Below are 18,756 nucleotides of genomic sequence, written 5' to 3'. Positions count from 1 at the left end.
AAGCCCGAAGGTGACATTTGTTGCAAAAAACAACACTTTTTACGTACATAGCCTTTTGTAATAAATGTATAGGTAAATCCACTGAAATTTGGATAGAATTTCATAAAAAAGAGTAAATTCACAAGGAATTCACTGATTTATCCACATTGTTAACATGGTTTTCCACAAAATTCTGTGGAAAATTCACTTTAAATTTTACTTTTTCCACAAGTTATCCACAAATTGTGGAAAATTCAGTAAATTCTTGTATGGTAGAATTTGAAATAAGGGGTCTGTCCCCTTTGTTTAATCCATCTATGAAATAAGGGGTCTGTCCCCTTTGTTTAATCCATCTACAGCTGCTCAAGATTTGTAAGGTAATTGAACAGCTTTCCTTTCATCAGGAAGTCTATGAGGCCGCACTGGTCGATCATTGAAAGTGGGCTTCCAAAATCCTTGAATTTATCCTTGTATTTTTCTACGACCTTTTTTGGAAGGAACATAAAAGAAGTGCTTATGGACTTTGATATAAGGTTTGAAAAGCTGTTGATGTAGATCCATTTTTCCCTTGCGGTATAGTTTTCCGTTGTTTCATAATCGTGAGGTTCTGCTATGTTGTCGTATTCAAAAAGGTATCTGTATTCCTTTGCCTTGAGCCAGTTGAACATAAGCTGCTGGTCCTTTTTTGAAACCTTCTTTGACTCTATGGTTCTTGTCGTAGAAAGGAAAATCGTTACCTTCAGTTTTTCCATCATCGCAATCTGTTCTTCCGTGGTGTCCATATCGACGATGACCGTCTTTATTCCAGCCGCGTTGAAGGCACCTATGATGCTCTGGTCTATGTCGCTGGTAATTGCAGCCACAGGTTCTATTGAATCTGGCGATATTGAATTTTCTGCAAGCTGTAGAAGACCATGGATTGCCTTTGATGGATTGTAGAATTCCTCCAACTGAAGGAGATGGTAGATTGAATATGAAAGATTTGATCCAAGAACGATCTGCGCTGGATTGATGTCGATTTTATGGAACTTATAGATGAAAGCGGCAATGGCGATCCTTAAAGGTGCCTCTCCCTGTATGTCAGCTTTTTTGTCTCCCTCCAGGCGGTTATGGTGTTCCGCAAGGGCTGTAATGCAGCTGTCTATGAAGGCAGAATTTGGAGAAAGTATCTTTTCATCGCTGTTTCTTGAAGTAACGATGTCTCCAGAATTCATCAGGAATGAAACTTCTTTCTTTGCGCTTGTATTCGTTTCAATACCTTTTCTTTCTTCAGGAGAAGAAATTTCATCTGCAGAAAGAGTATCCCTAAGGATCATGGTCTCGTTCTTTATGAAGGAATCCGAGGAAGCATCCATGTTTGTAAGAACAAGGTCTGAATTGTCTACTGTTTCGGAAAGCGCAGCTGCGGTGCTGTTTCTGAGAAGGGAATCGACTGTAGGGATTTCGTTGTCTTCCTGGATGTCTCTTTCCGTGTTTACTGCAATCTTTGAATCGCTTGGAGCGGCGTCCTGGGGGTTCTTTACGAAAAATCCACTCTTTACGAGGGAATATATATATCCGTCCTTTTCAAGCTCACTGTAGGCCTTTGTGACGGTGTTGCGGCTTATTCCATAGTCTTCAGAAAGATTTCTAATTGACGGTAGCTTTGATCCTACAGAAAGTTCACCGACGTCGATCAGATCAACAAAAATCTGATACAACTGGTGGTATAGTTTTACTTTGCTTGATTTGTCCAGTTCAATTTTGATTTCTTTCACGGTAGGCTCCCAAATTTAAATCTGTCCCCATAAAACGGGTCTTTATATTATAAATTGGGAATAGCGAAAAAGCAAATGTTTTTAATGTTCTATGGGTACAAAAAAGTACCCCAGAACCTATGGTGGATACAGTATTAGAGTGAAAAGCTTTCAGGAAGAAGCTGTTCAAGGGTGAATATCCTGTATTCCTCCAGTGATTTTGCAAGGATGACCTTGAAATCCCTAGTGCAGAATTCAGCAAGAACCTGACGGCATACTCCGCAAGGGGGACAGAAGTCCTTTATCTGCCCTTCTGGACCTCCTACAACGGCGATGGCATCGAATTCCTTGACACCTTCGCTTACAGCCTTGAATACAGCGGTGCGTTCTGCGCAGTTGCTTGGTCCATAGGCTGCGTTTTCAATGTTGCATCCTGTGTAGACTGTCCCGTTTTTTGCAAGGAGAGCTGCTCCTACATGAAAGTGGGAGTATGGAACATAGGAATAATCCAGCATTTTGATTGCCTTTGCAATAAGTTCCTTGATGGCTGTCGATTCAAGCTCCATTCTGTCCTCCTTAGTCTAAAGTGACGCGTCTCTTTTTTGGATCTTCGTTTTCTTTGTAGAAAATCGCAACATTTCCGATGACCCTTACCAATGTTGATTCGGTGCGGCTGGCAATGTCCTCTGAATATTCCCTTTTGTCGTCCTTGTATTCATTGAACTTGACCTTGATGAGCTCATGGGATTTGAGTGTATCTGATACCATCTTAACAAGGTTTTCTGTAATTCCCTGCTGTCCGATGATTACTACAGGATTAAGGTCGTGTGCCTGTCTTTCAAGGGCTTTTCTCTGTTTGCTTGTCAATTCAATCATGGCTATAGGTTATCATGAATCGGCATCTTTATCCACACCAAAACCAAAAAGAGCATAATCCGCGCGACAAGGATCTCCTGGGAAAACAGTGTCCATAAGGGCCGTCAGCTGAAGGTCGATCCTGAAGGATGCTGCTGGAGCATTGCCCTTTGGAGACAGCGGAAGCAGGTTCAGAGCTGCGGCTTCCTGCATTACATGGGTATCCAATGGTAACAGAAGGTTCTGTTTGCTATACCAGTCCTTCCAAAGTCCAAGGTCAACTGGCGAACCGTCCCTAACCATCCAACGTAGAAACATGTTCATTCTTTTTGCGGCTGTACCCCTTGAATGTGGTATAAGGTGACAGTTTTGTGGAAAAAGGTTGCAGATCAATGGTGCCAGATATGCATTTGGGTCGGCTTGTCTTGTGTAGATGGATTTAAAATGGTTTCCGATGGAGCCAGATTCTTTAATGAAAGTGGCTGTGGTGTCAAAAAAAACAAGGAAATCATTGTGGGTGTACATCCTGTAGTAGGATCTGTTCCCTTCTGTAAAGAATTTTCTGTACCCTTTATTCTGTATCCATTTCATAAGGTCGGTTCCAGCTGCCTTTAGAACCTCTTCCGTGTGGGAAAGAATCTGGTCCCGTCTGCCAAATGCCATGTTGGCTGCGAGAAAGGCGGCTATTTCCTGTTCCTTGGGATCGGAATACTGGTGCATGAATTTCGAAGGATCCTTTGGGAGAAAGTCTTTGTTCTCGTATTTATCTGCAAGAGCTGTCAGTCTTTTGGCGGTTTCTTCTGTAAGCATGGTTGGATTATATACTTAAAGAAGAATGGCGGACAAGTTTATGACGACAGAAGTGATAATGACAAATGATGTATACAACGCTATAATATGGAAATATGTTGAACATCAATAACAATACTGCAAACGTAAAAAAAGAGATCCTTGTCCGCATAGCAAAGCTTCAGCTTGAAGGAAAGCTTGAGGAAGGAGTGCATTTCATTCCACGCGAAATGGTTCCCCGTGACAAGCCTCCCCTACGCTGCTGTATTTTCCACGATAGAGAAATAATCCGTATGCGTACCATTGCCCGTATGGGAATTTCTGTCGAGAACATTGATGAAGAAAGAACCCTTGGCTCTTTTGCGAAGGAAGCCCTTTCGCGAGAAAAGCCTACATGGCCAATGCTCACTGTTCTTCATGAAGCATGCAATGCCTGTGTCAAGGCACACTATATGGTCACCAATGCCTGCCAGGGATGCGATGCACGTCCTTGCAAGATGAACTGTCCTAAGCAGGCCATCACCGTTGACCGCCATGCCCATATCAACGAGGACCTTTGCATCAACTGCGGAAAATGTCTCGACAACTGTCCGTACCACGCAATCATAAAAATTCCAGTTCCTTGTGAAGAAGCCTGTCCTGTAGGAGCCATCAGCAAGGACGAAAGCGGACACGAAAGGATCGACTACCATAAGTGCATTTTCTGCGGAAACTGCATGAGGGAATGTCCTTTCGGCGCCATGATGAGCAAGAGCCAGCTGGTTGATGTAATCAAGCACATCATGGACGGCGGAAAAAAAGTTGTGGCACTTTATGCACCTGCCATAGCGTCTCAGTTTGATGCGGTTCCAGGTCAGCTTGAAAGCGCGTTCCTTAAGGCTGGTTTTGACCGCACCTGGGAAGTCGCCATAGGAGCCGACATCTGTGCGGATAATGAAGCTCGGGAATTTGAAGAGCGCATGGCACGTGGAGACAAGATGATGACAACCTCCTGCTGTCCTGCCTATGTTCGCGCAGTTAAAAAGCATGTTCCAGCACTTGCGGAATGTATATCTGAGACAAGGAGTCCAATGCACTATACGGCGGAAATTGCAAAAAAGGCAGACCCTGGATGTATCACCGTATTTATCGGACCTTGTCTTGCAAAGAGGCGCGAAGGCTTTGACGACGACATGGTTGATTATGTTTTAAGTACTGCGGACATAGAGGCACTTTTCATTGCAAAGGAAATCGATGTTTCAAAAATGGAATCTGCTCCAGGAACGATCATTCCTACTGCAAGCGGAAGGAATTTCGCAAAGTCTGGCGGAGTTCTTGATGCGGTAGCACTCAGGCTTACGGACAAGACCATTCTTCGTCCTGCAAAAATCAACGGACTTACAAAAAGCGGTATGAAGATGTTGAATGCTTACGGTCTCATAAACAGCGGTAAGATTCCGTTGAAACCTGATACGCCAAATCTCATTGAGGTCATGGCATGTGAAGGTGGATGCATCGGTGGACCTAGCATACGAAAGAATGTAAAGCAGGCTGAAACTCAGCTTGACAAGTATGTAGAGGCTGGGGCTCAGGATAAAAGCAAGTGATAGACAACGGGAAAGAGAGTTGATAAAAAATGGATAGGGAAAGCTACAAAAGAGCAAGTCGTTCACTTATTTTTACAGCATATACTCTGGCAATCGTATGTCTGATTCTTGAGGTGGTGATTTCAATTTTTGAATTCTCCGAATCTGGTGAAATCAGGGATGCAAAATGGGTTTTCCGCTGGATTGTCCTTTCAAATATTCTGAATGGAATGGTTCTTGCGGTGGAACATGTGCTCATGAAAATATTTGAAGGCAATAAGACGAAACAGTCCTATGTAATGAGCTTTTCTCTTGTTTCCATCTGTACCGTAATTGCATGTCAGCATTATTACTTTACGCTTACACAGATAATCTTTGTTATTCCTATTCTTCTTTCCGTGCCGATCATGATAAAGAAACTGAATGTACTTGTTTCCCTGTTCAGTCTCATAGGTGTGATACTTTCTTTCGTGTTCAGATACCATGATCTCAATTCACATAACAACTATTGGTCGGATCTGATCATCGGTATCGTCTATATTCTTTTTCTGGCGGAAATATCCTACCAGCTTGTATGCTATCTGCTTTCACAGAATAAAATCCTTCAGTCTTCAAAGGATGAGGCGGAAAAAGCAAACAATGCAAAGAGCGACTTTCTTTCAAATATGAGCCATGAAATCCGTACCCCGATAAATTCAATTCTTGGAATGAATGAAATGATTCTTAGGGAAAGCAAGGATGATGCGATATGCGGATATGCGGAAAACATAAACAGCAGCGGACAGGCACTTCTTTCCATAATCAACGACATCCTTGACCTTTCAAAGATCGAGTCGGGAAAGATAGAAATCGTTTCAAGTGAATACGACCTTAGGACCTTGATCCGCGAGACTGTCGTAATGGTAAGCGAAAGGATTGAAAAGAAGAACTTGAAATTTGAAATCAATCTTGATGAAAATCTTCCATCCGTGCTTTTGGGAGACGGTTCAAGGATACGCGAGATTCTTCTTAACTTTTTGACCAATGCGGCAAAGTACACGAGGGAAGGAAGCGTTACCTACTCCATCACGGGAGAGCGGAAGGTTGACAGCATTGAAATGCTTTTTTCGGTAAAGGATACGGGAAGCGGAATCCGTGAAGAAGACCTGAGGAAAATGTACGGCCGCTTTGAACGATTTGACATCGAACAGAACAGGAACATTGAGGGAACAGGTCTTGGACTGCGCATTTCTAAGCAGCTGGCAAAGCTTATGGGTGGAGACATTGAGGTGCAGAGTACCTATGGTGAAGGCTCTGAATTTGCACTAAGGATAATGCAGAAGATAATCAACTTTGATCCCGTAGGAAAGGTTGATTTCAAAAAATCTGCAGCGGGTCCTGCAAAGAAATATACGGTTCTGTTTACGGCGCCAACTGCAAAGGTTCTTGTAGTTGATGATATCGACCTGAACCTTTATGTAATTGAAAATCTACTTAAGCAGACTGCCATGAAGGTGGATCTTGCCCAGAGCGGCGATGAATGCCTAAAGATGTGCGAGAAGGAAAAATATGACCTGATCCTCATCGACCATATGATGCCTGGCATGAATGGAATAGAGACCTTTGGAGAGCTTAAGAAAAATGAAAACGGATTGAATAAAGACACTCCTTGTGTGATGCTGACGGCAAACGCCTTCAACGGAGCAAGGGAGACTTATGAAAAGGCAGGCTTTGTCGACTACATAACCAAGCCTATTGAATGTGATAAACTTGAACGAACCGTAAGCAGGCTGTTGCCTGAGGACAAGGTTTCCTACAACCAGTAGACAGGAGGAGTCTATGAAAAAATTTATGATGGCACTTGTTGCCTCCGTGTTTTTCCTTTGCAGCTGTTCAATGCTGAACAAGGAACCTGAAAAGAATGGAACAATCTCCATTGATTTTGGTGGCGGTACAAGATCCGTACTGAGCATGAATCCCCACAACATCACAAATCTTGTTGTTTCAATCGATGGACCTGTAGAAGATTCTAAGGAAGGCAAATGGGGAAGCCATATTGAATTTGAAAACGTGCCTGTGGGTGAGTATACGGTTTCCGTTGTTCCATACATTGGTGATGTTGCAGGAAAAAAGGTGTCGGTGACCGTTGAGGTATCGGCAAATGAAACTGCCGTTGCGGACCTTACTCTTGCCATAGAAAAAATACTGAAGACAAAATTTGTGATGTTTAATGCAGGCGCTAACAATTCTTATAAAGTTTACGACAGCGTAAGTAAAATACCTTCTGATTTTAAAATAAATGAAGGGGAAGTAGATTTTAAAAGCACATCATATGCCGAAGACAAGAATGGTGATATTTATTATCTGGACGCTGGTAATGTTAAGTGTAAAGGTAATGGTGATTTTAGTATTCACAACGAAAGTATTGGTGAAGACCATAATGTAAAACTATATTATGATGCCGTAAGTGAAGTTCTTTATCTTTTCAATAATTTCAATAGTGCCGGACAACTGTTTAAGGTTAATCTTGTAGAAAGAGAGATTGAAAATATAGGAAGTATTGAAGCAGGACAAATTGATAATAACTTGCTTAGCGGTTATAAAGGCTTCTGTGTGGAAGGAAATAAGTTTTTCCTGTATGGAGAAGAAGTAGAATACCCAGAGGGTGAACAAATGAAGTTTTGTGCAATTTATTATGGAACGATAGATGTAGAACAAAAATCCATTACTCAAGTTTCAAAAATGAAAGTAAATGACATTTTTGGTGATCAATATAAAAATGCACAGATTACGGATATGGTCATAATTGAAAAAGGCAAAATCCTGATGCTTCTGTCTCAAAATTTGCCGAGTTTCATGTCTAATCAAATTACTATAGATAATTATACAGGAAATGGCACAATATACAGCCGTGGTGCCATTGCTGAATTGTCTTATGATAATAATGGATTTATAAAAAACAAAATTGGCGGCTGGTTTGATGATTCAAAGAAAAGAACTTTAACTCAGAATGGAGAAAAACCTATGGCTTATAGTAATAGGGAAACTCTTCGAAATGTTGACCTTTATGGGCCGTCAAAAGCTGAAAGAAAAAATTATTTTTGCGGTCCAAAGCGCATTGTCTGCGTAAGGCCAAAGGAAGTTTACATTGTAGATGAAGGTGTAAATGTTCGTCTTGCTGACTGGACAAGACGCCATGATGGCTGCCAGGATATTATATACCCGGGTGTTCCAAATGGAATTTATCAGCCTGACTCTGTTGGCCGGTCGGGAAATATATTCAGGGTTTCCCGCATTGTAAAGGTAAATCTTGACAACTTTGCGATGAATGTAGAAAAGGAAGCTGTTGTGCCTCTTTTCAAAATTAGTGCTACTGAAACTGGTGGTCAGGCTAGCTATTCATCTAGCTTTAATAGTAACGACTTTATTTTTTCTAGCATTTCTGTATCTGGCTCATCAAATAATCTAGGCTATGTTGAATGTCCTACGACAGGTTACCTTGGCGTTCATCCATTCATGGAAGAAGAATAATCCATGGCAAGGGGGTAAAGATGTTGTTTTGTAAAAATAAATCTGTACCCCCTGACGTTTCTGTCTGTATCCCAGTATTCAATTCCGAAAAATATCTTGGACGCTGCCTTGAATCCGTCAAAAATCAGGATTTTAAGAATCTAGAAATAATCATAGTAAATGACGCTTCTGTGGGTACAGATGAAAGTAGGTGCAGTTGTAAAAAAATAGTAAAAAAAGTCCTTGGAAAGGCAAAAATTCCTTATTCTTACATAAGTCACAATGTAAACCTGGGCATAATGGAAACAAGACGGGATTGTGTGACCTATTCTTCTGGAAAATACATATTCTGCATTGACAGCGATGACTTTCTTGAAAATTCCCGTTATCTATCTTTGCTTTATGAAACCGCCGAAAGGGAGGGTGCAGATATTGTCAATTCCCGCGCCCTTTGTTATAGCGATGATCCTAAAAGAATGGAGCCAGTTTTAAAGGTTCAGCAGAAAAAGATGGATCAAACAGTAACTGGCCCCATTGAAGGTGACAGAGCAATCTTTGACAGTTTCCTTATCAAAAAGGAGCATCTTGGTTATCTATGGGCAAAGCTCATACGACGGGAGCTCTTTGAAAAAGCATTGGAATGCATTCCCTGCACCTTCTGTACCATGGGAGAGGATTTGCTCCTATATTCATTCCTGTCCCTTTTTGCAAAAAAATATTACGGCATAGCGGAAATGTGCTACAGGTACAGTGTGGATGGCGGTATTTCCAGCGAGCAGATGGTGACAGATATGGATAGGTGGTACAAGGTCTGTTCTGCCAGTTCTGTTTTTACGGTTCTCTTTACCTATATTCAGGAACATTATGAGGAATTCACGGTGGCAGAAAGAAATGAAATCAGGCGTATTGCAAATGGATTTCTTTTGAACAACCTTAAGCAGCTGGAAATGCGTGTGGTTCCAGAATTGAAAGAGGAAGCATATGGCCTCCTGTGCGACATGTGGGGTGCAGATTATGTAAAGCTTATTGAAAAATCGACAATTCTGGGTACAGATTTCAGCTGCTGATGTAAAACTACTTTCGCTTTATTGTAAGTTTAAGGTCGTCCTTTACCTTCCCTTCATCAATGATTTCAAAGTCTTCTTCTGAAAGTATCTTGATGTACACAAAATCCATGTCGTCTATGTCGTCGCTGCATGGGTTGTCAGCCCAGGTCTTTCCTGGTTTTATCTTTATTGTCTTGCAATGCTTAGGTTCTTCTTCGTAATGTTTTCCGATTGCACCTTCTGCGATTTTTCCAAGCATTCCCTTTGATTCTTGTTCAAAGATGTCGATCTGAAGAAGAAGATTGGTGGTGTTTTCTATGACAAGCTCGTCATCCACATCTTCTGGAATCGCGAATTTCTGATAGCCTCTGTCAAGAAGATCCTGTCCTATTTCGATGTCCTTGTTTTTTGCTTTTTCAGTTTTGCTGAAGTTCTGTGAAAAAGATAATGAGGCTAATGCTGTCAAGATTGCTGTGATGGTAATAAGTTTTTTCATTGTTTATTCTCCTTAATGGATAGTATAGAATTATTTTCTAAAAAAACAAGAAATAAAAATGACATAAGTCAAATAAATGTCATAGAAATTCATTGAAAATTATTATTTACTATAGTAAAATACAACACTAAAACACACTTAATTGGATTTGTAAGGGGTTATATGAACAAGATTATCGAAATGAAACACCTTTCAGAGGCTGTTTACTACATGAAATTTGAAGCTCCAGATATTGCAAAGAACCGCAAGGCTGGACAGTTTTTGATTGTAATGGTTGATCAGGATTTGAATGAACGCATTCCTCTTACAATCGCTGATGCAAATGCAGAAGAAGGTTGGGTTGCAATCGCTTTCCAGCCAATCGGGGCATCTACAATGAAGCTTGCACAGCTCAAGGCAGGCGATTACCTTGGTGGTGTGCTCGGACCTCTTGGAACTCCTTCCGTAATTGAAAAATATGACCGCCCTGTAGTTTGTGTCGGTGGTGGATTCGGTACAGCTCCACTCTACCCTATCGTTCAGGCACTCAAGGCTGCAGGCAACAAGGTTATCCTTATTGAAGGTGCACGCAACAAGGACCTTCTTATTTTCGTTGATGAAATGAAGGCTGTCTGTGACGAAGTTATCATCTGTACAGATGATGGTTCTGAAGGACGCAAGTGCCTCGTTACAGAAGTTCTCGATGAACTTTGCCAGAGCCAGGTTCCTCCTGCAGAAGTTATCGCAATCGGACCTCCAATCATGATGAAGTTCTGTGCAGCAACAACAAAGAAGTACAACATCAAGACAACAGTTTCTTTGAACACAATCATGATCGACGGAACAGGTATGTGCGGTGGTTGCCGTGTAAGCGTTGGCGGAAAGACAAAGTTCGTTTGTGTTGACGGTCCTGACTTTGACGCTCATGAAGTTGACTGGGACAACATGATGATGCGCATGAAGAGCTTTGCAAAGGAAGAACAGGAAGCAAAGCATAAGTGCAATATTGGACTTAATCATTAAAAAAAAGAATGAACAGCTCCCGTCGGGAACCATCCCTCGAAAAAGGCTTCGGTCCTTTGGCCCTGCAGAATTTTTTCGAATGATGAACCCCGACTCCGCAGTTCATTCATTGCCGTTCATTAAGTCCAATCTTAGGAGATACGAAATATGAGTCATAAGACAGTTGAAGAATTAAAGAATATAGCAATTGAGGAACAGAAAAAGATCGAAGGAAAGGAACTTAAGAATCCTGACCGCATGAAGATTCCTCAGATGGAAATGCCTTCTGGAGAACCTCTTGTTCGTGCTCGCCAGATGACAGAAGTTGCACTGGGATACACAGCAGAACAGGCAGTTGTTGAAGCACAGAGATGTCTTCAGTGCAAGAACGCTCCTTGTGTTTCTGGATGTCCTGTAAACGTTCAGATTCCTTCATTCATCGAGCAGGTAGCAAAGGGTGAATTCAAGAAGGCTGTTGACATCATCAAGGGAACAAACCTTCTTCCTGCAATCTGTGGTCGCGTATGTCCACAGGAAAAGCAGTGCCAGGGTCAGTGTACTGTAGGTAAAGTTTACAAGAACGCAGAAAAGTCAGTTTCAATCGGTCGTCTCGAACGCTTTGTTGCAGACTACGAAAGGAACAACAACCTTACAACAGCTCCAGCAGTTGCAGCACCAACAGGAAAGAAGGTTGCAATCGTTGGTTCTGGTCCTGCAGGTTTGACTGTAGCAGCAGACTGCCGCCGTGCAGGTCACGATGTTACAGTATTTGAAGCTTTCCACAAGGCTGGTGGTGTTATGGTTTACGGTATTCCTGAATTCCGTCTTCCAAAGGCTATCGTTCAGAAGGAAGTTGAAAACCTTGAGAAGATGGGAGTCAAGTTTGAATACAATACTCTCGTTGGACGCACAACTTCAGTTCAGCAGATTTTGACAGACAAGGGATTTGACGCAGCATTCGTTGGAACAGGTGCAGGTCTTCCAAAGTTCTTTGGTATTCCTGGTGAAAATTACATCGGTGTTTTCTCTGCAAACGAATACCTTACACGCGCAAACCTTATGAAGGCTTACGATACAGAACATGCCGACACACCTTACTTCCACGCAAAGACAGTTGTTGTCTGTGGTGGTGGTAACGTTGCAATGGACGGTGCCCGTATGGCACTCCGTCTTGGTGCAGAAAAGGTTTACGTTGTATATCGCCGTTCAAGAAACGAAATGCCTGCCCGCCGCGAAGAAGTTGCACACGCAGAGGAAGAAGGAGTAATCTTCAACTTCCTTGAAAACCCTGTTGAGATCCTCGGCTACGATGATCCTGCCGACAAGGAAAACTTTGGAAAGGTTCGCGCAGTAAAATGCCTCAGCTATGAGCTTGGTGAACCAGATGAAAAGGGTCGCCGCCGTCCAGTTGAAATCAAGGGCTCTGAACACGAGATTGCTTGTGATGCTGTAATCGTTGCACTCGGTAACAACTCTAACCCATTGATTCCTGCTACAACTCCAGAAATCAAGGTTGACGACCACGGTCACATCACAGTTGATGAAAAGCAGGCAACAAGCATGACAAAGGTTTGGGCTGGTGGAGACATCGTTCTAGGGGCTGCAACAGTTATCCTTGCCATGGGTGAAGGACGCAAAGCAGCTGCTTCTATCAACGAGTACCTTGCAAAATAATTTATCTTGATTCGCTAGTTTTGCGATAGAATCCGTCCTGTTAACTCAGGGCGGATTTTTTTTCGTGTGGAGGATTATTGCTGACATTCTGATGTCTGGTTGCTCATTGGGTTCATTTTTTTTATGTGATATAATCACTGCAATAAATAAAAGTCGAAAGGAAGAAACATGAAGAAAATTTTCAGCTTTATAATTTTTGGAATATTGTGTTGTTCTGCATGGAGCCAGACCCTCGAACAGAGAATCAGGAAGGTTCTTCTAGAAAACCGTTTCACTTCATCCGGCATATATGATTATGATTCATACTCATTCAGCGAAGAGAATGGAAATCTCCTCTGGAAAAAGGAAAGCAACAATGAGTACGGATCCTACACTCTTGGAGGAGAGGCTGAAATAAAGGGAAAGAAAGTTCTTGTTTATTACAAATGGTGCTCTGAGGGTGCTGAATGGCATTTTGGCGGCGATGTGAATGATGTGGGCTGGAAGGGGGCCCGGGAATTGCAATTCGAAGGGCTTGATCCTGATATCGGTTTTGAAGATTGCCGGTACAAACTTGGCTACTACAGAGGCGGAAAAGTGAATGTGGGAGACAGAATTCTCGTGCAAGGAGCTGAAGCTGTAAAGGCAGATGAAATTCTTGCAGTGAACGCAACCTGCACCACATACTGCACTCCCGATGAAAACGGACCGTTGTCGCCAAGAAGCATCATCTACAACAGGTTGGAAGGTGAAAGCTACATAGACATCAACTGTGCAAGAATTCTTCCGGGTGCAATGATTCCTGTCCGCGCAAAAATTCCCGGAGCAAAAAATCTGAAGGGAGAAAAGGGGACCTGGTATTACGGTGCTGTTTTCGCTGAATCCTCATTCTGGGAGGATAATACCTGGTTCTTTGTTCCCGACAGCGCGGAAAGAAAAGTCAGGAAAGATTTTGGAAAATTTGAAGCATACGAAGGCCCCTACCATATTCTGGATTTTGAAGCTTCCTATTTGGCCGAAGCAAGGAGACTTGGACTTTCCCACACCACCCATGAACAGAAAGACTCCTTGTATACCGGCAGTCCCATGAGAGACCCCTACGACGAATTCACAAGAGTGTTGCCTGAGCTCATCACGAAAACAAAACTTGAAGAAGGAAAATTCTATGTCCTTGAGGACAACCTTAAGATGCGCTCTGGACCAAATCTTTCGGATGAAAAAATGACAACGGCTTTGAAAGGAACCAAGGCAAAAATCCTTAAGTGCGGCCGCTACGAAATCATCGACAGCATCCACAGCAGATGGGTTCAGGTTGAATTTGAATCCGGTGCAAAGGACAAAGACGGAAAAAGTTTTGACGCAAAGAAATCATACTGGTGTTTCGGCGGATATCTCAAATAATGAGATTGGATTTCCTGTTAAAGAATCACAGGAATTTCAGAACCGATTGAAAGGCTGTCCGGCGTGACCTTGCAGTTGTAGCAGAGGACTTCCACTCCTTTGCTTGCTGCAAGACGCAGTGCATCGCCAAAGGCCTTGTGTGTTTCATCGTTGGGTGAAAAGTCTTTTGCCTTTTCCATCTGAATTAATATGAAGATAGCAGTTCTGTATCCCGCTTCCTTTGCTTCAATAAGTTCTGTTAGATGCTTCACTCCCCTTTCTGTAGGTGCATCAGGAAATTTGCAGTGGCCGTCAAATTCCAAAGTACAGCCTTTTACTTCAAGTAGAAATTTTTCCTTTCTCCGTTCCATGTAAAAATCAACGCGGCTCTTGCCGTAAGTGTATTCGGGTTTTATAAAATCATAGTCTTGCTTTGAAAGCCATTCCCCAACGACCTTGTTTGGCGCCTGGCTGTCCATATTGATGAGGATTGTTTTGTTGTTTTTACAACATTTTTCTACTGCGACCAAAGAGTATCGAAGTTTGCGTGTACCCATGCGGCCTTCAAAATCCTCAAGATAGACTTTGGTTCCAGGAACAAGAAGTTCCCTGCAGCGGCCCGTGTTTTTTACATGTACGGTTTCTTCCTTTCCATCAATTTCAACATGGGCGATGAAACGATTTGGTCGGGAAATGAAAATGCCTTCTACGATTTTCTGATACTTCATGGATCAGTTGGAATTGTATGATGAATACAGGTTTTCAAGAATGGTTCTGCATTCAAGAAAGTCGGAGCAAAGTTCTGGATCAAAATGAGATCCAGAAGATTCTTCAACGATTTTAAATGCCTTGTCGTAGTCAAAGCTGTCCTTGTAGACCCTTCTGCTTACAAGAGCATCAAAGACATCAGCAAGGGCCATGATGCGGGCTTCAAAAGGAATTTCATTTTCCTTAAGTCCTTCAGGATATCCTTGGCCGTTCCATTTTTCATGATGGTAGTGGGCAACGTTTACGGCAATGTTTTTAAATGCAGGATCGTCCGCATTGTTGAGGATCTTGTTTACAATGACCGCTCCCTTTGCGGAATGAAGCTTCATTATTTCATATTCTTCAGGTTCAAATTTTCCTGGCTTGTTGAGGATGAGGTCTGGAATTGCGATTTTGCCGAAATCGTGGAGAGGTGCCGCCTTGATAATGCGTTCTGAAAATTCTTCCGTAAGTTCTGGGTATTTTTCCTTTTCAATGAGATGCTGGACAAAAATTTTAACGACATCACTTGTACGCGCGATGTGGCCGCCCGTGTTGTTGTCCCTGTTTTCAACGATGTTTGCCATGCTGATGAGGATGTCGTTTTGGATCTTGAAAAGCTTTTCGGTCTTCTTTTCTACATCTTCTTCAAGCTTGTTCTTGTAGTTTTCGATGAGCTTTGTATATCTTTGAATCTGTGTATCGTCGGATAGAAATATGACATGGACTTTTGATCCGAATTCAACAAGGTCATAGATTCTTGCGCCGATGATTTTTTCTCCGCATTCAAAATAGGAAATGCGTGTGGAGAATTCTTCTAGCCAAAGTGAAATGGTCTTTAGGAATTCCGTTGAAGGGTTGTCGATGCTGCAGTCAAGCTTAAGGTTCAGGATTTCTGGAAACCATAGCTTTGCAGTTGTGTCAGAGCCAAGGTATTTTCCTTTTTTGTTGAATATCATGAAGCCCGTTGATTTTGTCTCGTCAAAGTATCTGGTGGAAATTTTTTTGATGTCGTAAAGACGGATTCTTGCGAGCAAAAGAAAAATCATTGTTTCTGAGATGACGTAGGATACGGGAACCATGGAAATCTTCCATCCAAAAACTTGCTGAAGACCATAGCAAAGGGCACTTAAGATCATCGAGACGATAAGCAGTCCGCTTGTAATGAAAGATACTTCATGCTTTTTTGAGAAAGATCTGATGGCGATGAAAAAGCCTATGATGTTTGTTCCTGCGATGTAGATGTAGTAAAGGTTGTGCAGTATTCCGTATTTTTTCTTGAGGAATGTTATGCCGTTGTCCTTTATGATGTAAAGGCTCTTGTAGTAGAGGGATGTGTACTTAATGGTGCAGGTACAGATGAATATGACCACCGCAATGCTCAAGGCTGAAACAAGAAGAATTTTTTTCAGGTTGAACCTACATAGGTCCGTGTAGCACATGACCATGAGGATTGGGGCAAAGCTTGCACCTAGGTAAAGGATCTGGTTTGCAAAGACCGCAGTCTGCATTTCTTCGGCACAGGCTGTCTGAAGGAATCCAAGGCAAGCCAGTGTGATGGAAATGAAAAGCATGTGGTAAAAAATGGAAATCTTGTTGTGAAATACAACGGCCGCAAGGATGATCAGAAAAAGAGAATAGAAGAATGCAAAATTGTAGATGTGGATGATAGGATTCATAGCCTATAGAAGTTTGTCCTGTCGTATTACAAGTCTTAGGGCTTCTACACCAACCTGAACTGCAGATGATGTGTCTTCGCTCATTTCCTGGTCAAGACCGAGTTTTTCCCTTTCCTGGTTCCAGATTACATGGAAACAGCTTCCGCAACGGCAGCCAAGGGCAGCGGCAACTACAAAGAGTGCTGCGCTTTCCATTTCGCTTGCCTTGACCCCAAGCTTTTTCCAGGTGTCCCATTTCTGAAGAAGTTCATAGTAAACGGGAGATTTTTCAGGACTGTGCTGTCCATAGAAGGAATCTTTGTTCTGAACGACTCCAGTACACCAGCGTTTTTCAAGATTCTTGCAGGCCTGTACGAGAGCTGTTGTGATTCCAAAGTCAGGAACCGCTGGATATTCAATTGGGGCATATTCGCAGCTTGTGTGTTCGTAGCGGATGGCACCTGTTGCAACGACAACATCACCGCTTTTTACGTCAATGTCGATTCCGCCGCAGGTACCGACACGGATGAAGGTATCGGCACCGATGTTGTGGAGCTCTTCCATGGCAATTGATGCAGAAGGACCGCCGATTCCTGTAGAACAGACTGAAACCTTTTCGCCTTCCAGGGTTCCTGTCCAGATTGTAAATTCTCGGTTTGAGGCAACAAAGTGTGCGTCGTCAAAAAGTCTTGCGATGGATTCAACGCGTCCTGGATCTCCAGGGAGAATTACATATCGACCGACGTCTCCTGGTACACAATGGATATGGAATTGTTTTTCTAGCTGCTGCATGGGTTGCCTCCAATAGTATGATATACTTCCATTATAACATGGAATTTTAATACAATGGAGAAGAAAAATTATTGTTAGATTATCGATTCTTCATTATATTGTATTCGTAATAAAATGAAGGGGATTAAAATGAGCAAAAAAATGACGGCGACGGATGCGGTTGAACTCGTAAAGAAATACAGTGAGGAAATGCCTTCGAAAGCAGCGGCAAAGGTCCTCAACGACATGGCGCAGGTAATCTTTGTAAAGAAGGAATACGATGCTTTTTCAAGCAGAAGGGAAGGAAACGACATATATGCCTTGATTGCGTCAGAGGCAGAAAATCCTACGGAAAAGTTTGAGAGTGAAGACGAGGCCGATAAAGCCGTGACAAATCATCCTAAGCGCTACCTTAACAAGAGCGGAATCGAAGCCATAGACATCATAGAGCTGTTTACAAGCGGAATTACTGGTGGGGCGGCCTTTAACCTTGGAACCGCAGTAAAATATCTTGCCCGCCTTGGAAAAAAGACAAAGAACGTGCAGGAAGAATGGAAAAAGGTTAAGTGGTACATGGATCGCCTTATAGATGCAGAAAATGTTGAAATTCAATAGGTGACATCAAAAAAGAACTATCGTATGGTTGTATAACTAACGGTAGTTCTTTTAATTTTAAAGCAGGTGTCGGGATGTTGCTCCTGGTAAGGAAATTTCCTTCATAGAACAAAAATTTTTTGACAAACAATCTAATCACGATATCATTGAATCCATGACGAATCTTAAGGGAAAATGGGCTCTTATCACAGGAGCAAGCAGAGGCTTGGGAAAGCTTTCTGCACAGTTTATGGCTGCTAAGGGATGCAATCTTATCCTTCATTCAAGGAATAAAAGCCATTGTGAATCTCTTGCAAAGGAATTGGAGGCAACAGGCATCAAGGTTCACTGCGTGCAGGCTGAACTGAACAATCTGGATGAAGTAAAAAAGATGCTTGCTGATATCGATGCGCTAGGAGTCAATGTGGAAGTTGTGCTAAACAATGCAGGACTTCAGATTGCCTATCGAACGGAATACCTTACGACACCAGCGGAAGACTATGAAGTCAGCTTCAATGTGAACACAATCGCTCCAATGATGATCTGCTATCACTTTCTGCCAAAAATGATAAAGAATGGTTTTGGAAGAATCGTGAACACGACAAGTGGAATCGACAGGGAACCACAGCAGGCAGGATATTCTGCAAGCAAGGCAGCCCTGGATAAAGTTACGAGGGATCTTGGAACTACGGTCGAAGGAACAGATGTTATGATCAATCTTGCGGATCCAGGATGGTGCCGTACCGACCTGGGAGGAAGCAGTGCACCAAATGCACCAGAGAGTGCAATTCCTGGTGTCATCCTCGGGGCTTTTGCGGACGACAAGAAGTCTGGAAGAATTTTCCATGCACAGGATTATGCAGGAATGACTTTGGAAGATGCCCTTAAAAAGGCAGGCTGCTAAAATAAAAAAGGGGCTGTCCCAAAAGTATGTTTTGTGGTGGTTGAGCTTGTCGAAACCACCATAGCTGGTATCTTGGTCATTTCGACAGGCTCAATGACCGCTAGCATAAATAC

17 protein-coding genes are annotated in these 18,756 nt (G+C 42.5%); 9 read left to right on the top strand and 8 right to left on the bottom strand.

All coding sequences use genetic code 11. From position 1 onward, the window contains the following. Window positions 1–332: 332 nt before the first annotated feature. The 4 genes from ACKI39_RS06430 to ACKI39_RS06415 form a co-directional block, all read right to left on the bottom strand. On the bottom strand, window positions 333–1,736 hold the full coding sequence (locus ACKI39_RS06430; RefSeq protein WP_407398795.1) for a GntR family transcriptional regulator: 1,404 nt from the start codon (window positions 1,734–1,736) through the stop codon (window positions 333–335). A 134-nt stretch (window positions 1,737–1,870) separates the two neighbouring features. Beyond that, complete coding sequence (locus ACKI39_RS06425; RefSeq protein ID WP_407398794.1) at window positions 1,871–2,281, bottom strand: cytidine deaminase; 411 nt, start codon at window positions 2,279–2,281, stop codon at window positions 1,871–1,873. 10 nt (window positions 2,282–2,291) lie between these two features. Next, on the bottom strand, window positions 2,292–2,591 hold the full coding sequence (gene yhbY / locus ACKI39_RS06420) for a ribosome assembly RNA-binding protein YhbY (protein ID WP_407398792.1): 300 nt from the start codon (window positions 2,589–2,591) through the stop codon (window positions 2,292–2,294). Between the two features lie 12 nt (window positions 2,592–2,603). Further along, a complete protein-coding gene (locus ACKI39_RS06415; RefSeq protein WP_407398790.1) occupies window positions 2,604–3,380 on the bottom strand; it encodes a TIGR02757 family protein in 777 nt (258 codons plus the stop codon). A gap of 95 nt (window positions 3,381–3,475) precedes the next feature. Here ACKI39_RS06415 and ACKI39_RS06410 point away from each other — a divergent pair, with 95 nt between their 5' ends. From ACKI39_RS06410 to ACKI39_RS06395, 4 genes are read left to right on the top strand one after another with little or no spacing between them, the layout of a single operon-like run. Further along, window positions 3,476–4,945 (top strand): monomeric [FeFe] hydrogenase, encoded by a 1,470-nt coding sequence (locus tag ACKI39_RS06410; RefSeq protein WP_407398788.1) that lies wholly within the window; start codon window positions 3,476–3,478, stop codon window positions 4,943–4,945. Window positions 4,946–4,974: 29 nt separating this feature from the next. Continuing rightward, window positions 4,975–6,729 (top strand): response regulator, encoded by a 1,755-nt coding sequence (locus tag ACKI39_RS06405; RefSeq protein WP_407398786.1) that lies wholly within the window; start codon window positions 4,975–4,977, stop codon window positions 6,727–6,729. A gap of 13 nt (window positions 6,730–6,742) precedes the next feature. Continuing rightward, on the top strand, window positions 6,743–8,434 hold the full coding sequence (locus tag ACKI39_RS06400; protein ID WP_407398784.1) for a hypothetical protein: 1,692 nt from the start codon (window positions 6,743–6,745) through the stop codon (window positions 8,432–8,434). Window positions 8,435–8,454: 20 nt separating this feature from the next. Beyond that, on the top strand, window positions 8,455–9,480 hold the full coding sequence (locus ACKI39_RS06395) for a glycosyltransferase family 2 protein (protein WP_407398782.1): 1,026 nt from the start codon (window positions 8,455–8,457) through the stop codon (window positions 9,478–9,480). Window positions 9,481–9,487: 7 nt separating this feature from the next. Here ACKI39_RS06395 and ACKI39_RS06390 read toward each other — a convergent pair whose 3' ends face one another. Then, the gene (locus tag ACKI39_RS06390) at window positions 9,488–9,955 is read right to left on the bottom strand and encodes a hypothetical protein (protein ID WP_407398780.1); all 468 of its coding nucleotides are present in this window, start codon (window positions 9,953–9,955) and stop codon (window positions 9,488–9,490) included. A gap of 162 nt (window positions 9,956–10,117) precedes the next feature. On the opposite strand from ACKI39_RS06390, the gene ACKI39_RS06385 reads away from it, so the two are divergent. The 3 genes from ACKI39_RS06385 to ACKI39_RS06375 all read left to right on the top strand — a co-directional run bounded on the left by ACKI39_RS06385 (window position 10,118) and on the right by ACKI39_RS06375 (window position 13,990). Beyond that, a complete protein-coding gene (locus ACKI39_RS06385) occupies window positions 10,118–10,957 on the top strand; it encodes a sulfide/dihydroorotate dehydrogenase-like FAD/NAD-binding protein (RefSeq protein WP_407398778.1) in 840 nt (279 codons plus the stop codon). 147 nt (window positions 10,958–11,104) lie between these two features. After that, complete coding sequence (gene gltA, locus ACKI39_RS06380) at window positions 11,105–12,610, top strand: NADPH-dependent glutamate synthase (RefSeq protein ID WP_407398776.1); 1,506 nt, start codon at window positions 11,105–11,107, stop codon at window positions 12,608–12,610. A gap of 168 nt (window positions 12,611–12,778) precedes the next feature. After that, on the top strand, window positions 12,779–13,990 hold the full coding sequence (locus ACKI39_RS06375) for an SH3 domain-containing protein (RefSeq protein WP_407398774.1): 1,212 nt from the start codon (window positions 12,779–12,781) through the stop codon (window positions 13,988–13,990). A gap of 17 nt (window positions 13,991–14,007) precedes the next feature. On the opposite strand, the gene sfsA is transcribed toward ACKI39_RS06375, so the two are convergent. The 3 genes from sfsA to udp are packed head-to-tail and all read right to left on the bottom strand — an operon-like array spanning window position 14,008 to window position 17,166. Further along, complete coding sequence (sfsA, locus tag ACKI39_RS06370) at window positions 14,008–14,697, bottom strand: DNA/RNA nuclease SfsA (protein ID WP_407398772.1); 690 nt, start codon at window positions 14,695–14,697, stop codon at window positions 14,008–14,010. Between the two features lie 3 nt (window positions 14,698–14,700). Then, complete coding sequence (locus tag ACKI39_RS06365; protein ID WP_407398770.1) at window positions 14,701–16,395, bottom strand: HD domain-containing phosphohydrolase; 1,695 nt, start codon at window positions 16,393–16,395, stop codon at window positions 14,701–14,703. Window positions 16,396–16,398: 3 nt separating this feature from the next. Continuing rightward, window positions 16,399–17,166: a uridine phosphorylase gene (udp, locus tag ACKI39_RS06360; protein ID WP_407398768.1), complete on the bottom strand. Its 768-nt coding sequence runs from the start codon at window positions 17,164–17,166 to the stop codon at window positions 16,399–16,401. Between the two features lie 129 nt (window positions 17,167–17,295). Between udp and ACKI39_RS06355 the strand changes: the two genes are divergently transcribed. Both ACKI39_RS06355 and ACKI39_RS06350 read left to right on the top strand, forming a co-directional pair. Beyond that, on the top strand, window positions 17,296–17,760 hold the full coding sequence (locus ACKI39_RS06355) for a DUF3310 domain-containing protein (RefSeq protein ID WP_407398766.1): 465 nt from the start codon (window positions 17,296–17,298) through the stop codon (window positions 17,758–17,760). Between the two features lie 154 nt (window positions 17,761–17,914). Continuing rightward, a complete protein-coding gene (locus ACKI39_RS06350) occupies window positions 17,915–18,643 on the top strand; it encodes an SDR family NAD(P)-dependent oxidoreductase (protein WP_407398764.1) in 729 nt (242 codons plus the stop codon). Window positions 18,644–18,756 lie beyond the last annotated feature (113 nt).

This window comes from Treponema sp., assembly GCF_045641405.1.
Lineage (GTDB): Bacteria > Spirochaetota > Spirochaetia > Treponematales > Treponemataceae > Treponema_D.
This window is presented reverse-complemented; position numbering and strand designations above follow the sequence as displayed.

Excerpts from the sequence above, each read along its gene's own strand:
- ACKI39_RS06405 (WP_407398786.1), top strand. The coding sequence starts at position 4,975 with ATGGATAGGGAAAGCTACAAAAGAGCAAGTCGTTCACTTATTTTTACA.
- ACKI39_RS06355 (WP_407398766.1), top strand. The coding sequence starts at position 17,296 with ATGAGCAAAAAAATGACGGCGACGGATGCGGTTGAACTCGTAAAGAAA.
- ACKI39_RS06415 (WP_407398790.1), bottom strand. The coding sequence starts at position 3,380 with ATGCTTACAGAAGAAACCGCCAAAAGACTGACAGCTCTTGCAGATAAA.
- udp (WP_407398768.1), bottom strand. The coding sequence starts at position 17,166 with ATGCAGCAGCTAGAAAAACAATTCCATATCCATTGTGTACCAGGAGAC.
- ACKI39_RS06410 (WP_407398788.1), top strand. The coding sequence starts at position 3,476 with ATGTTGAACATCAATAACAATACTGCAAACGTAAAAAAAGAGATCCTT.
- ACKI39_RS06395 (WP_407398782.1), top strand. The coding sequence starts at position 8,455 with ATGTTGTTTTGTAAAAATAAATCTGTACCCCCTGACGTTTCTGTCTGT.
- gltA (WP_407398776.1), top strand. The coding sequence starts at position 11,105 with ATGAGTCATAAGACAGTTGAAGAATTAAAGAATATAGCAATTGAGGAA.
- ACKI39_RS06425 (WP_407398794.1), bottom strand. The coding sequence starts at position 2,281 with ATGGAGCTTGAATCGACAGCCATCAAGGAACTTATTGCAAAGGCAATC.
- ACKI39_RS06365 (WP_407398770.1), bottom strand. The coding sequence starts at position 16,395 with ATGAATCCTATCATCCACATCTACAATTTTGCATTCTTCTATTCTCTT.
- ACKI39_RS06400 (WP_407398784.1), top strand. The coding sequence starts at position 6,743 with ATGAAAAAATTTATGATGGCACTTGTTGCCTCCGTGTTTTTCCTTTGC.
- ACKI39_RS06375 (WP_407398774.1), top strand. The coding sequence starts at position 12,779 with ATGAAGAAAATTTTCAGCTTTATAATTTTTGGAATATTGTGTTGTTCT.
- sfsA (WP_407398772.1), bottom strand. The coding sequence starts at position 14,697 with ATGAAGTATCAGAAAATCGTAGAAGGCATTTTCATTTCCCGACCAAAT.
- ACKI39_RS06350 (WP_407398764.1), top strand. The coding sequence starts at position 17,915 with ATGACGAATCTTAAGGGAAAATGGGCTCTTATCACAGGAGCAAGCAGA.
- ACKI39_RS06385 (WP_407398778.1), top strand. The coding sequence starts at position 10,118 with ATGAACAAGATTATCGAAATGAAACACCTTTCAGAGGCTGTTTACTAC.
- ACKI39_RS06390 (WP_407398780.1), bottom strand. The coding sequence starts at position 9,955 with ATGAAAAAACTTATTACCATCACAGCAATCTTGACAGCATTAGCCTCA.
- yhbY (WP_407398792.1), bottom strand. The coding sequence starts at position 2,591 with ATGATTGAATTGACAAGCAAACAGAGAAAAGCCCTTGAAAGACAGGCA.